The organism is Devosia salina (assembly GCF_019504385.1).
Lineage (GTDB): Bacteria > Pseudomonadota > Alphaproteobacteria > Rhizobiales > Devosiaceae > Devosia > Devosia salina.
Genome location: NZ_CP080590.1, coordinates 2,503,057 through 2,516,273 on the forward strand (window position 1 = coordinate 2,503,057; position 13,217 = coordinate 2,516,273).

Below are 13,217 nucleotides of genomic sequence, written 5' to 3' on the forward strand. Positions count from 1 at the left end.
TGCTCCCGCGAGGGGAGAAGGGGAACGTGCCACATGGCCAGTTCAGGCGAAAGGCTATCCCACGGCCCCGAGCAATTTCTTGGCAGCAGCGCGTGCTTCATTGGTGATCTCGGCGCCGGCCAGCATGCGCGCCACCTCTTCCTGCCGGGAGCCCTTGTCGAGCGGCCGCACATGGGTGCGCATGAAGGCCCCCTCCTCCACCATCTGCTTTTCGATGAGCAGATGCCGGTTGGCCCGTGCCGCCACCTGCGGCGCGTGGGTGACGGTGAGCACCTGCACATTGCTCGCCAACCGTGCCAGGCGGCGTCCGATGGCATCGGCGACGGCGCCACCGACGCCGGTGTCGATTTCGTCGAAGATCAGCACCGGCGCCGAGCCGCGATCGGCCAGCACCACCTTGAGGGCGAGGAGGAACCGGCTCAATTCGCCACCCGAGGCGACCTTGAGCAGGGGCCCGGCCGCGGTGCCAGGATTGGTCTGCACGTGGAAGGCGATCTGGTCGAAGCCGGTGGCGGACACCCGGTCACCATCGACCTGGTGATCGACGATGAACCTTGCCGCGCCCAGCTTGAGGTCCGGCAGTTCGGCCTCGACCGCTGCGCTCAGCGCCAGTGCGGCCTTCCGCCGGCCCTGGCTCAGGATGTCGGCGGCCTCGCGATAGCGCGCCCGCGCCACCACTTCTTCAGCCTCCAGCGCCTTGAGCCGGCTTTCCCCGCTCTGCAAGGTCTCGAGATCGGCTTCGTATTTGGCCAGCACGCCGACCAGTTCGTCCGGCGTGGTCTGATGCTTGCGGGCGGCCGCCCTGAGGGCGAACAGGCGTTCCTCGACGGCCTCGAGTTCACCCGGATCGAAGGCCATTTCGCGCTTCAACTCTTCCAGCGCCTCGGTGGTGCGATCCAGTGTCACCAGCGAAGCATCGAGCGCATCGACGATCGGCTGGAAGAGTTCGGCGCCGCCATCGATCTTGCGCATCAGCCGCCGCATCAACGAGGCCAGCGCCGGCGTCGGCGCGTTGGGGCCGTTGAGGATCGCGTCGATCTCCACCACGTCCGAGGCGGCCTTCTCGGCCTGCTGCAATTGCTGCCGCCGCTCGGCCAGCTCGTCTTCCTCACCGGCCACGGGCCGGAGCTTGCCCAGCTCCTCCACGGTATGGCGCGCGTAATCCTCGGCGGCCAGCGCCTCGGCCACCAGCGCACGCTGCTCTTCCACGGCCTGCTGCGCCTCGGCCAGCACCGCCCAGCACTCGCGCACGGCATTGGCCTCGGCACCCAGCTCGCCAAAGGCGTCCAGCGCCGCGCGATGTGTCGCCACATCGACCAGCGCCCGGTCATCGTGCTGGCCGTGGATTTCCACGATCTGGCTGCCCACCTTCTGCAGCAGCGAGGCCGACACCGGCTGGTCGTTGATGAAGGCACGGGTGCGCCCGTCGGCAAACTGCACGCGCCGAAGGATGACATCCTCGTCATCGGCAATGGCATTGTCGCGCAGCAGCGCCCGCGCCGGATGATCGGCCGTTAATTCGAGCACGGCCACCACCTGGCCGCTGTCCTGCCCCTGGCGCACCAGCGAGGCATCGCCCCTGCCCCCCAGCGCCAGGGTCAAGGCATCGAGCAGGATGGACTTGCCGGCCCCGGTTTCACCGGTGAGCACGGTCATCCCGCCATCGAGAGCGAGATCGAGTTGGTCGATAAGGACGATATTGCGGACTGACAGCGCGTTGAGCATGCGCGAATTTCCCGTGGCTGCACCACTGATCGTTGCCGTTTGTAGCACTGCCTGCGGCCAGGAATGCGCCGACTCGGCACCCATCCACAGCTTAAGCCTGCCCAAACGAAACCGGGTCGCATGATAGCGACCCGGAACAAAATAGCAACATCGATTGTGTGGCGCCCGTCAGGTGCGGTGCGCGGCCAGCCAGCTGCCCTGGTTGAGCTGCGGGGCCAGGCCCTGCTTGCCGAGCAGTTCGAAGGCCCGCTTGTACCAGTCGCTGGAGGGATAATTGTGCCCCAGCACCGCAGCGGCCGACATGGCTTCATTGGTGAGGCCGAGCAGCAGATAGGTCTCGGTCAGGCGATAAAGGGCTTCCTCGATATGGGTCGAGGTCTGCCAGCGCTCCACCACTTCGCGGAAGCGGTTGATCGCGGCGGCATATTGTCCATTGCCCTGGTAGTAGCGGCCCACCGACATTTCCTTGCCGGCCAGCTGGTCATAGGCCACCAGCAGCTTTTCCTTGGCGTCCGCTGCGTGCTCGGACTTGGGGTAGTTGCTGATCAGCAGATTGTAGGTGTCGATGGCATCGCGCGACAGCTGCTGGTCGCGGGTGATGTCCTTGATCTGGGCGAAATAGGCCGTGCCCTTGAGCCAGAGCACATAGGGGACTTCCGAGCTCGACGGATAGAGCGCCAGGTAACGGTCTGCCGCCAGGATGGCCTCGTCGAACTGGCCGATGCGATAGTTCGCATAAACCTGCATCAGCTTGCCCTTCTCGGTCAGCGGATCGCGCGGATGCTGGCGTTCGAGCTTTTCGAGCTTCTGGATGGCTGTCTGGTAATACTGGCGATCCATATCGTCCAGCGCACCCTGATAGAGGGCCGCAGCCGGCACGATCGGCTCTTCCTTGATCTTGACCGGGCCGAACAGGCCGCCGCCGGCACAGGCGGTCAGGGCAACGGCCAACAGGCCCATGGCAGCGAACCGGATGGCCCGGCTGGAAAACTGGCTCACAACGTCAAGCTTCACGAACTGCCCCGTTCAAAATCATTCCGCAGGAAGACTGCGGGCCTATGTGGCAAATGGATCAAAACTGTGGCGCGACCGATGGCCTCTGGCCTCTCAGCGTACGGACCGCAGGTAATGATGGACCTCCAGACCGTCCGGCTGGTCTTCGAAGCTCTCGAATTCCAGCGGCAGGTCTTCCGCGTCGACTATTTCATAGTTGGCTTCGCTGGAAAAGAGCGAGGCCAGCACATGTGCGTTGAGCGCGTGCCCGCCCTTGTAGGAACGGAACTTGCCCCAGATGGCGAGGCCGCCCAGCGACAGGTCGCCAATGGCGTCGAGCAGCTTGTGCCGCACGAACTCGTCTTCGTAGCGCAGCCCGCCGGGATTGAGCACCCGGTCTTCGTGCACGGTGATCGAGTTGTCGAGGCTCGAGCCGAGCGCGTAGCCGGCCTGCCGCAAGATCTTGGCATCACGCACGAAGCCGAAGGTGCGCGCCTGCGACACATCCTCGAAATAGCGCCGCGGGGTCCAGTCGAAGATCATGCGCTGGCGCCCGATCACCTTGGAATCGAAATCGATCTCCAGGTCGAGCGCCCGCCCATTATAGGGCTCAAGGGCGGCAAAGGCGTCATTGTTGCGCACGGTGACGGCGCGCACGATCTTGAGAAACTTCTTCTGCGCCGGCTGAACTTCGAGACCCACCTCGAGGATGGCAACCGCGAAGGGGTGGGCCGAACCGTCCATGATCGGGCATTCGGGGCCATCCAGCGTGATCAGGACATTGTCCACGCCCATGCCTGACAGCGCGGAGACAACGTGCTCCACCGTCGCAACGCTGACGCTGTCGCCAAGGTCGAGCGTGGTGCACAGGGTCGTGCGGGTCACGCGCGAATGATGCACGGGCACTGGCTTGGTGAACGTGCCATTGCCCAGGTCACGACGGATCGTATAGCCGTTGTCCGGGGCCGCTGGCGCCATGGTCAGCGTGGCAGGCTGCGCGCCGTGCACGCCATAGCCCGAGAAGCTGACCTCGCCGGCAAGCGTGCGCTGGCGCGTGGAAAGTTTGTTCATGCCTGGATATGCTCCGCCCGGACGTTCGCGCTCACCGAACTGTTAGCCAAAAAAAACTCGGTGCGGAAGCCGCACCGAGTGAGCTTTTGATCAAAGATCAAGCCAGGATCAACCGTGCTTTCGCAGGAAAGCGGGGATTTCCAGGTGTTCCTTCTGGGCCGGAGCGGCAGGGGCACGACCCTGGTTGTCGAGCTGGCCGCGAGCACCCTCGCTGGCCGGCGCAACCCGGGAAGTCCTTGCCACACCGGCTTCAATCGCGCTGCGTGCGGCGGCATCATCGGCCATCTCGGACCGCGGCTCGGCACGAGGCTCGGCCTGCTGGGCGCCCAGATTGAGGCCCACATTCGAGGCGAGGCGCTTGAACAGGGCGCGCGCATTGCGCGGCTCGGCGTCGTGACGTTCCTGTGCTTCCTGTGTCCGACGCGCAACAGCCGGAAGCTCCTCGGTGCGGGGCATGCGGCGCTGTCCATCGGGACGGGCGGCGTGGGAGGGAACATAGACACTGGGAATCGGCTGCTCTTCCACCACCGGCGACTCGTCCTGCTCGGCAATGGCTTCGGCCTCGGGCACATAGGGCTCGACCAGGATGCCGTCGTCTTCCATGGCGTAGGACTGGCTGGGCTGGTGGGCCGCAAAGGCCTCGGCAACGGCAGCTTCGACCTGATGACCGATCTCTTCGGCCTCGACCTCGGCGGCAAGCGGCGCAGCGGCCGGCGGCACGATGGAACGCTCGGCCGGCACATGGCGCTTGACCGACAGCGGGGTGCGCGATGCATGCGGCTTGGCCGGCTCCATGGCCTGCACCATGGTCGCATCGGTACCCGTGGCAACCACGGACACGCGGATGGTGCCATTGAGGTTCGGATCGTAGGTGGCGCCAAGGATGATGTTGGCGTCGGTATCCACTTCCTCGCGAATGCGGCTGGCCGCTTCGTCGACTTCGTAAAGGGTGAGGTCCGGACCACCGGTGATGGAGATCAGGAGCCCGCGCGCACCCTGCATCGAAACATCGTCGAGCAGCGGGTTGGCGATGGCCGCCTCGGCGGCATGGCGGGCACGATCTTCGCCAGAGGCTTCGCCGGTGCCCATCATTGCCTTGCCCATGCCGCGCATCACGGCGCGCACGTCGGCAAAGTCGAGGTTGATCAGGCCTTCCTTGACCATCAGGTCGGTGATGCAGGCCACGCCCGAGAACAGCACCTGGTCGGCCATGGCGAACGCATCGGCGAAGGTGGTCTTCTCGTTGGCGACGCGGAACAGGTTCTGGTTCGGGATGACGATCAGCGTATCGACATGGCGATGCAGCTCGTCAATGCCATCCTCGGCCAGACGCGCCCGGCGGTTGCCCTCGAAATTGAACGGCTTGGTGACCACGCCAACCGTCAGAATGCCCTGCTCGCGGGCCGCACGGGCCACCACGGGCGCCGCACCGGTGCCGGTACCGCCGCCCATGCCGGCGGTGATGAACACCATGTGCGAGCCGGAGAGATGATCATTGATCTCGTCCCAGCTTTCCTCGGCGGCCGCACGACCCACTTCCGGGTGCGAACCGGCGCCAAGCCCTTCGGTGACGCCGACACCGAGCTGGATGATGCGCTGCGCCTTGCTGAGCGCGAGAGCCTGCGCATCGGTATTGGCCACAACGAAATCGACGCCGTCCAGACCGGACTCGATCATGTTGTTGACGGCATTGCCGCCGGCGCCGCCGCACCCGAACACGGTAATGCGGGGCTTGAGTTCCTGAATATCCGGGATGGTCAGATTGATGGTCATAAGTGGCCCCATAGTGGCGTGGTTGGTTAAGATTTACCCGCTCATTCGTTAACTCCAGCCTAACAAGTGAGTCGCCCCGGTTAACTTTTGCGCAAATTGCGACACGGGCCGGTTACCCTTTCACGCCACGTTAACCATGCCTGACCGCCCGCAGACCGGGCTTGACAGCTATAACGTCATATCATAACCATTTCTGCATATAGCCATGTAGTTATGTAAATGTGATGGAGACAGCAATGACCAGCATCATGCCCTGCCTGTGGTTCGACGACCGCATCGACGACGCCATCAGTTTCTACACCGCCACCTTCAAGGAGGCGCAGGTGCTTGAGGTCCAGCGCCAGGCACCGGACGCTCCCGCCTTCACTGCCGTCATCGAATTGGCCGGCCAGAAATTCATGCTGCTCAATGGCGGCCCGCGCTTCACCTTCAATGAATCGGTCAGTTTCGTCATCGAGACGGATGGCCAGGAGGAAACCGACTATTTCTGGAACCGCCTGACCAGCGATGGTGGCGAGGAAAGCATGTGTTCCTGGTGCAAGGACAAGTTCGGGCTCTCCTGGCAAGTGACGCCGAAGCAGCTCATGGCCGCCCTGACCGGCCCGGACCGGGACGGCGCCAATCGCGCCATGCAGGCCATGCTGCAGATGAAGAAGATCGATATCGCCGCGATCGAAAACGCTTATGCAGGGGCGTGAGGTCCACAACACGGTTCCGTCCCCGGACCTGTTCCGGGGACCGCTACCGGCAGACGCGATGGTCGCGATTGGCCCTCGGATCAAGTCCGAGGGCGGGCCGGTATGGTTGCGGCCTGGAGCCTAGAAACTGCTCCGCAGCCAATTGCCCACGCGGGCGATATAGCCGTCGGTGCCGGTGAGTTTGCGCACGCCGCGCGGCTCGGCATATTCCTGGGCGCAGACCTGCGGATAGACCAGCATGCCGGCCATGGTGGCAAAGGCCGCGCCTTTGGCGATCTCGGGCAGTCCGGCAATGCCCATCGGCCGGCCATTGCGCACGTTACGGGCAAGGATGCGGCGGGCGACTTCCGGCAGGCCGGTCATCTCGCTGGCGCCGCCCGTCAGCACGAAGCGGCGGCCACACACATCCATCATGCCGGTCGCCTGCATGCGGTCTCGAATGGCAGTGAGGATTTCCTCGATGCGGGGGCGCATGATGCGGGTGAGCACGGCCCTGGGGATCTGCCCCGGCGCCTCGTCATGCGACGCGCCCACCGGCTGGATCGCGATCATCTCGCGCTCATCGGCCTGACCCGGCAACACCGAACCATGGAGGGTCTTCAAACGCTCCGCGTCGGCCACGCTGACCGACAATTGCCGCGCAATGTCGAGCGTCAGATGATGCCCGCCAATGGCGATGGCGTCGGCATAGACCATGTGTCCGTCGTTGAAGACCGAAACCGTCGTGGTGGCGCCGCCAAAGTCGATACAGGCAACACCGAGCTGGGCTTCATCGTCCACCAGCGTCGCCAGCCCCGAGGCATAGGGCGTGGCCACCAGCGCCTCGATCTGCAGGTGGCAGCGATGCAGCACCAGTTCGAGATTGCGCATGGCCAGCGTCTCCGCGCTGACCACGGCGACATCGACACCCAGCTTCTCGCCCACCATGCCCCTGGGGTCGCGAATGCCCTTCTGCCCGTCCAACGCGTAACCGATCGGCAACGCATGGATGATCGAGCGCTCCGGCCGCACCGAACGGGCATTGACCGCCTTGAGCACGCGGAAAATGTCGGCCTTTTCCACTTCCTGCCCGTCCAGCGACACCGCTGCCGAAAAGGTTTCAGAGCCGAGCCGTCCGGCAGTGACATTGACCAGAACGCTTTCCAGCGTCAGCCCGGCGGCGCGCTCGGCCATGCCCACGACATTGCGGATCGCCTGCTCGGCTTTCTCGATATCGGTGACGACGCCGCTCTTGACCCCGGCAGCCGGTCCATAGCCGAAGCCGATCACCTCGGCCTGGTGCGTGCGCCCCTTCAGCGCCCGGCCTTCCGGTCGCGGCGAGAGGCGCGCAATGACGCAGCAGATCTTGGTGGAGCCGATGTCGAGCACCGCCACCAGCGTCGTCTTGCCGGGCTGGACCGGCCGCAGCCGGGAGGTCATCGCATCGGTCATCATGATTTGTCGGCGTCTTCGTCGGTCGGGTTGGGGCGGACGGCCACGACGCTCTCGATCCTGAGATCGATGACGGAGACATCGCGGTCGAGGAGTTGGTAGTCGTCCTGGTAGGACACCAGATGGGCCAGCGCCTGCGCCACGCCCTGTTCGGGCAATTGCACGCGCAGACCGGTATCGTAGATCAGATCCCAGCGGCGATCGGCAATGCGCGACAGCGCCACCAGGCCATCCTGCAGCATGGGAAAGCCATTGAGCGCCCGGATCATCACCAGCGCATCGTCGGCCGCGCCGTCTCCGATCACCAGCGGCAGGTCGGTATAGGCACCGCGGGCTTCCGCGATCTGCTCACCCTTGCCGTCGATGAGGAAGGTGACGCCGTCCACCGCCCAGCGCGCCACCGGCACCTTTTCGGTGATGACCACGGCCACGTCGCCCGGATAGGTCTTGCGCACGGTCACGGATTGGACGGCCGGCAGTTCGGCCACCCGCTCACGGGCCGCCTCGACGTCGAAGGCCAGGGTCGAGGTATGCGGCTGGATGCCCAGCGCGTCGAAAATCTGCTGCTCGCTGGTCAGCGTCTGGCCGGTGATCTCGATCTCGCCGATGGCCAGCCCGGCCCGGGCGAAATTGCCCTGCGCCACTTCGCCCAGCGTCTGGGTCAGTTGGCCGATCGGCTCGCGCACCTGGTAAAGCGCGACCGCGCCGGCCAGCAAGGCGGCGACCATGGCACCGCGGCGGATCATCCGGCCATGCAGCACGAAGGCACGATTGAAGCGATTGGTCAGCCGCTGGCGCGGCGTGCGGATCGGAACAGGCAGCGCGCGGGGGTCCACCATCCGCGCCCCGGCGAGAAAGGTCTCGCTCTTTACCTGTTGCAACTCGCGTCCTCCACCATCCAGGCGACCAGCTCTTCGTAGGAGTGCCCGGCGTGAGCCGCCTGCTCGGGCACCAGAGAGGTTTCGGTCATGCCCGGCTGGGTGTTGATTTCCAGGCAGACAAGTTCACCGTCTTCGCCCACCGCGTCATTGTACCGGAAGTCCGTCCGGGTGACGCCGCGGCAGCCAAGGGCCGCATGGGCGGCCAGTGCCATCTTCTGCACTTTGTCGTAAATTTTCGGTTTCAGCTGCGCCGGAATAACGTGGACTGATCCGCCTTTGGCGTATTTCGCCTCGTAATTGTAGAAGGTCAGCTCGGTGATGATCTCGGTGACCCCGAGGGCCACGTCGCCCATGACCGCACAGGTCAGTTCGCGCCCCGGAATATAGCGCTCGACCATCACTTCCTCGCCCGAATTCCAGTCCTCGCGCAGGATTTCCTGCGGCGGATGACTGGTCTCGCCTTTGACAATGAAGACCCCGAAACTCGATCCGTCGGCGATCGGCTTGATTACATAGGGGGGCGGCATGACATGGGCCCTGCCCGCTTCGGCGCGACCCACGATGATGTGATCGGTCACCGGCACACCGGCCGCCTTGAGCATGATCTTGGCCTGGTGCTTGTCCATGGCCAGCGCCGAGGCCAGCACGCCCGAATGGGTATAGGGAATTTCCAGCAGTTCGAGCACGCCCTGGATCATGCCGCTCTCGCCAAAGGGGCCATGCAGCGCATTGAAGGCCACGTCGGGCTTGAGCGCGGTGAGCACATTGGCAATGTCGCGCCCGACATCCACTTCGGTGACCTGGTAGCCAGCCCGGCGCAGCGCCGCGGCGCACCCGGCGCCCGAACTCAGCGAAACCGGCCGCTCATTGGACCACCCGCCCATGAGGACGGCGACATGCTTGCTCATTTCGCTTCCTCACCCATGAGCTGGCCGAGTTCGCCCGGAAGGGCAGCGGCCCATTGGGTGATATTGCCGGCGCCCAGGCACACCACATAGTCTCCCTCCTCGACGCGCGAGGCGAGCAATGGCGCCAGCGCTTCCGGCCGGTCGATGACACGAGCGTCGCGATGACCGCGAGCCCGGATGCGGTTGACCAGCTCTTCGTGGGTGACGCCCGGCAGCGGCTGCTCTCCCGCGGCATAGATTGGCGCGACGATGACCGTGTCGGCATCGTTGAAGCAGGCCGCGAAGTCATCGAACAGGTCGTGCACGCGGCTATAGCGGTGCGGCTGCACCACGGCCACCACGTCGCGGCGGGCCGACTGGCGCGCCGCCTTGAGCACCGCCGAAATCTCGACCGGGTGATGCCCATAATCATCAATGATGGTCACCCCGGCGACTTCGCCGGTCTTGGTGAAGCGGCGCTTGACCCCGGTGAACTCCTTGAGCCCCTTGCGGATCGCTTCTGCCGGCACATGCAGCTGGTCGGCCACGGCGATGGCGGCCGTTGCGTTGAGCGCGTTGTGCACCCCCGGCATGGGCAGTTCCAGCCCGTCGATGCGGAGCTGCGTCTGGCGGATGCGGTCGCGGATCTCGACGGAGAAATGCTGCACGCCGTCGCGATTTTCGAGATCGATCAGCCGCACATCGGCCTGCGGATTGCGGCCATAGGTGATGACACGACGATCGCGGATTTCGCCAACCAGTGCCTGCACTTCCGGGTGGTCGAGGCACATGACGGCAAAGCCATAGAAGGGCACGTTCTCGACGAACTGGTGGAAAGCCTTCTTCACCCCGTCGAAATCGCCATAATGGTCGAGATGCTCGGGGTCGATATTGGTGACCACGGCGACGTCGGCCGGCAGCTTGACGAAGGTGCCGTCGCTTTCATCGGCCTCGACCACCATCCATTCGCCGCCGCCCAGGCGCGCATTGGTGCCATAGGCATTGATGATGCCGCCATTGATGACGGTCGGGTCGAGATTGCCCGCGTCGAGCAATGTTGCCACCAGCGTCGTGGTCGTGGTCTTGCCATGGGTGCCGCCAATGGCAATGGCGGTCTTGAAGCGCATGATCTCGGCCAGCATTTCGGCCCGGCGCACCACCGGCAGGGCACGCGCCCGCGCCGCCATCAGTTCGGGATTGTCCTTGCGGATGGCCGAGGAGATCACCACCACCTCGGCCTTACCCAGATTGTCACCGCTCTGGCCGATTTCGACCGTGATGCCCATGTCGCGCAGGCGCTGCACATTGGGATTGAGTGCGGCGTCGGACCCCTGCACCACATAGCCCTGGTTATGCAGGATCTCGGCAATGCCGCTCATGCCGATGCCGCCAATGCCGATGAAATGAACCGGCCCGATATTGCGGGGCATCTTCATGGTGTGGGTCTCCCTTCGATATGGGTGTGCTTGCCGGCCAGCATTTCGGCGAGGTCCGCCAGCCTCTCGACAGCGCGCGGCCGGCCCAGCTTGAGGGCCGCGGCAGCCGCCCGGCTCAGCCGGTCCGGGTCGGTCAACAGCTCGTGAAGTCGAGTGGCAAGCGATTGCGGTGAAAGCGTGGCCTGCTCCATCACCCAGCCACCGCCGCCCTCTTCCATGAACAGGCCATTATGCTTCTGGTCCGAATCCAGCGAACTGGGCAGCGGGATGAGGATGGCGGGGCGGCCGATGACGCAGAGCTCGGTGACGGTGGAGGCCCCCGCCCGGCCGATGACAAGGTGGGCGTCGGCGATGCGCTCGGGCAGGTCGGCAATGAAACTGGCCAGTTCCACGCTGGTGCGCGACTGCCGGTAAGTCTCGGCCACGCGGTCGATATCCTCGGGGCGTGCCTGCTGCAGGATCTGCAGGCGGCCACGCAGATCGTCGGGCAACAGGGCGATGGCCGCGGGCACGATGTCGGAGAGCGCGCGAGCGCCCTGGCTGCCGCCGGTCACCACCAGGCGAATTGCCCCCCTGCCATCGAGCGCAGGATAGGGCCGGCCGGCCAGTGGCCGCACCCGGTCGCGCACCGGATTGCCTGTCACCACCTTTTCCAGACTCTGCTGCTCGGCGAAGCGCGTGGTTGGGAAACTCAAGGCAAGGATATCTGCAAAGCGGGCCAGCGCACGATTGGCGCGCCCCATCACTGCATTCTGCTCGTGCAGAATGCCGGGAATGCCAAGCAGGTTTGCCGCGATGAAGGGCGGAAAGGTGGGGTAGCCGCCAAAGCCGATCACGGCATCGGGGCGCACCTTGCGCAACTGGTTCCAGGCCGTGCCGATCCCGCGCAGAATGGTCAGGCCCGCGCCCGCCAGCTTGATCGGATTGGACCCCGATGGCGTTGCCGCCGGTACGATATGCACCTGGCGGGCCGGGAAATCGGCGCCATAGCCTTTGACCCGGTGGTCGGTCATGAGCTCGACCGCATGTCCGCGCCGGATCAACTCCTGCGCCAGCGCCATGGCCGGGAACAGATGTCCGCCCGTGCCGCCTGCAATAAGAACGAAGGTTTTCATTCGGCGGGGGCTACCACGGCACTGCGGTAGGTGGGAAGGCCGGTCACCATGCGTTCCTCGGGCTTGGTGCGCGTCAGCGCCAGCATCAGCCCCATGCCGAAGGCCACCGCCAGCATCGAGGTGCCGCCATAGGAAACGAAGGGCAGCGTCATGCCCTTGGGCGGGATCAGATTGAGGTTCACCGCCAGGTTGATGCCGGACTGCATGGCGAACTGCACGGCGATGGTGGAAGCGGCAAGCCGCGCGAACAGGCTGGTCTGCCGTTGCGCCGCCACCATGGCGCGCACCACGATGAAACCGATCAGGATCACCAGCCCCATGCAGAACAGGATGCCGAATTCGCCCGCAGCCGCGGAGAACACATAGTCGGCATGCGCATCGGGGATCAGCTTCTTGGCGATGGATTCACCCGGGCCGCGGCCAAACCATCCCCCTTCCATCAGCGACTGCAGGGCGCGGTCGATCTGGTAGGTATTGCCGCCGCCATCGGGATTGAGAAAGGTGTCTATGCGGTTGGCGAAGTGAGGAAAAAACGCATAGGCGCCCACCAGCAGGGCCCCGCCGACACCGGCAAGCCCGATGATGATCCACCATGAAATGCCCGAAAAGAACAGCAGTACCGCCCAGGTCGTCATCACCAGCGCCGTCTGGCCCAGATCGGGCTGCAGCAGCAACGCCGCAACGATCACCGCCATGAGCACCATGGCCAGGAACCGCCCCGGCACATTGCGATGAATCATGAATTCCGAGATCAGCCAGGCGCCGATCACGGCAAAGGCCGGCTTGACGAATTCGGAGGGCTGGATGGTCTGCCCGGCAAAGGAAATCCAGCGGCGCGCGCCCTTGACCTCGGTGCCGAAGCGCAGCGTGGCCCAGAGCAGGATGGTCATGACAATGAGCGTTCCGAGCGCCGCGAAGCGCGCCTGCCGGTGGCTGAGCAGCGAGGTCGCCAGCATCACCGGCACCGCCGCGAGGCAGAACATGGCGTGGCGGATGACGAAATGCCATTCATCGAGCCCGATGCGCTCGGCCACCGCCGGGCTCGCACCGAAACTGAGGACCATGCCCACCGCCAGCAGCATGATCAGCGCCCCCAGCAATTCGCGGTCAATCGACCACCACCACTCGGCAAGCGGGGTTTTTTCGGCGCGGGAGAACATCATGGGGAGCAACCGGATACGCGATACAAACTGGTGACAATTGTACC

At 64.8% G+C, this 13,217-nt stretch carries 11 protein-coding genes; 1 reads left to right on the top strand and 10 read right to left on the bottom strand.

The window, feature by feature from the left end; all coding sequences use genetic code 11:
• Window positions 1-54 precede the first annotated feature (54 nt).
• From recN to ftsZ, 4 genes are all read right to left on the bottom strand, one after another.
• On the bottom strand, window positions 55-1,725 hold the full coding sequence (recN, locus tag K1X15_RS12170; RefSeq protein ID WP_220303879.1) for a DNA repair protein RecN: 1,671 nt from the start codon (window positions 1,723-1,725) through the stop codon (window positions 55-57).
• Window positions 1,726-1,893: 168 nt separating this feature from the next.
• Window positions 1,894-2,739 carry an outer membrane protein assembly factor BamD gene (locus tag K1X15_RS12175; protein ID WP_220303880.1) on the bottom strand — a complete coding sequence of 282 codons (846 nt, stop codon included), beginning with the start codon at window positions 2,737-2,739 and terminating at the stop codon, window positions 1,894-1,896.
• 93 nt (window positions 2,740-2,832) lie between these two features.
• Window positions 2,833-3,789 (bottom strand): UDP-3-O-acyl-N-acetylglucosamine deacetylase, encoded by a 957-nt coding sequence (gene lpxC / locus K1X15_RS12180; protein WP_220303882.1) that lies wholly within the window; start codon window positions 3,787-3,789, stop codon window positions 2,833-2,835.
• 108 nt (window positions 3,790-3,897) lie between these two features.
• Window positions 3,898-5,562 (bottom strand): cell division protein FtsZ, encoded by a 1,665-nt coding sequence (gene ftsZ / locus K1X15_RS12185; protein ID WP_220303883.1) that lies wholly within the window; start codon window positions 5,560-5,562, stop codon window positions 3,898-3,900.
• 236 nt (window positions 5,563-5,798) lie between these two features.
• Between ftsZ and K1X15_RS12190 the strand changes: the two genes are divergently transcribed.
• The gene (locus tag K1X15_RS12190) at window positions 5,799-6,260 is read left to right on the top strand and encodes a VOC family protein (RefSeq protein WP_220303884.1); all 462 of its coding nucleotides are present in this window, start codon (window positions 5,799-5,801) and stop codon (window positions 6,258-6,260) included.
• Window positions 6,261-6,380: 120 nt separating this feature from the next.
• Here K1X15_RS12190 and ftsA read toward each other — a convergent pair whose 3' ends face one another.
• The 6 genes from ftsA to K1X15_RS12220 are packed head-to-tail and all read right to left on the bottom strand — an operon-like array spanning window position 6,381 to window position 13,170.
• Window positions 6,381-7,694 (bottom strand): cell division protein FtsA, encoded by a 1,314-nt coding sequence (gene ftsA / locus K1X15_RS12195; RefSeq protein WP_220303885.1) that lies wholly within the window; start codon window positions 7,692-7,694, stop codon window positions 6,381-6,383.
• The gene (locus tag K1X15_RS12200; protein WP_220303886.1) at window positions 7,691-8,572 is read right to left on the bottom strand and encodes a cell division protein FtsQ/DivIB; all 882 of its coding nucleotides are present in this window, start codon (window positions 8,570-8,572) and stop codon (window positions 7,691-7,693) included. Before K1X15_RS12200 ends, ftsA begins: the two co-directional genes overlap by 4 nt.
• On the bottom strand, window positions 8,560-9,480 hold the full coding sequence (locus K1X15_RS12205; RefSeq protein ID WP_220303887.1) for a D-alanine--D-alanine ligase: 921 nt from the start codon (window positions 9,478-9,480) through the stop codon (window positions 8,560-8,562). Before K1X15_RS12205 ends, K1X15_RS12200 begins: the two co-directional genes overlap by 13 nt.
• A complete protein-coding gene (gene murC, locus K1X15_RS12210; RefSeq protein ID WP_220303888.1) occupies window positions 9,477-10,895 on the bottom strand; it encodes a UDP-N-acetylmuramate--L-alanine ligase in 1,419 nt (472 codons plus the stop codon). Before murC ends, K1X15_RS12205 begins: the two co-directional genes overlap by 4 nt.
• Window positions 10,892-12,010, bottom strand: a complete 1,119-nt coding sequence (gene murG / locus K1X15_RS12215; RefSeq protein WP_220303890.1) for an undecaprenyldiphospho-muramoylpentapeptide beta-N-acetylglucosaminyltransferase — start codon at window positions 12,008-12,010, stop codon at window positions 10,892-10,894. Before murG ends, murC begins: the two co-directional genes overlap by 4 nt.
• On the bottom strand, window positions 12,007-13,170 hold the full coding sequence (locus K1X15_RS12220; RefSeq protein WP_220307526.1) for an FtsW/RodA/SpoVE family cell cycle protein: 1,164 nt from the start codon (window positions 13,168-13,170) through the stop codon (window positions 12,007-12,009). The genes murG and K1X15_RS12220 overlap by 4 nt, the downstream gene beginning before the upstream one ends.
• Window positions 13,171-13,217: the final 47 nt, after the last annotated feature.

Excerpts from the sequence above, each read along its gene's own strand:
- K1X15_RS12205 (WP_220303887.1), bottom strand. The coding sequence starts at position 9,480 with ATGAGCAAGCATGTCGCCGTCCTCATGGGCGGGTGGTCCAATGAGCGG.
- ftsZ (WP_220303883.1), bottom strand. The coding sequence starts at position 5,562 with ATGACCATCAATCTGACCATCCCGGATATTCAGGAACTCAAGCCCCGC.
- lpxC (WP_220303882.1), bottom strand. The coding sequence starts at position 3,789 with ATGAACAAACTTTCCACGCGCCAGCGCACGCTTGCCGGCGAGGTCAGC.
- K1X15_RS12190 (WP_220303884.1), top strand. The coding sequence starts at position 5,799 with ATGACCAGCATCATGCCCTGCCTGTGGTTCGACGACCGCATCGACGAC.
- murG (WP_220303890.1), bottom strand. The coding sequence starts at position 12,010 with ATGAAAACCTTCGTTCTTATTGCAGGCGGCACGGGCGGACATCTGTTC.
- K1X15_RS12220 (WP_220307526.1), bottom strand. The coding sequence starts at position 13,170 with ATGTTCTCCCGCGCCGAAAAAACCCCGCTTGCCGAGTGGTGGTGGTCG.
- recN (WP_220303879.1), bottom strand. The coding sequence starts at position 1,725 with ATGCTCAACGCGCTGTCAGTCCGCAATATCGTCCTTATCGACCAACTC.
- ftsA (WP_220303885.1), bottom strand. The coding sequence starts at position 7,694 with ATGATGACCGATGCGATGACCTCCCGGCTGCGGCCGGTCCAGCCCGGC.
- murC (WP_220303888.1), bottom strand. The coding sequence starts at position 10,895 with ATGAAGATGCCCCGCAATATCGGGCCGGTTCATTTCATCGGCATTGGC.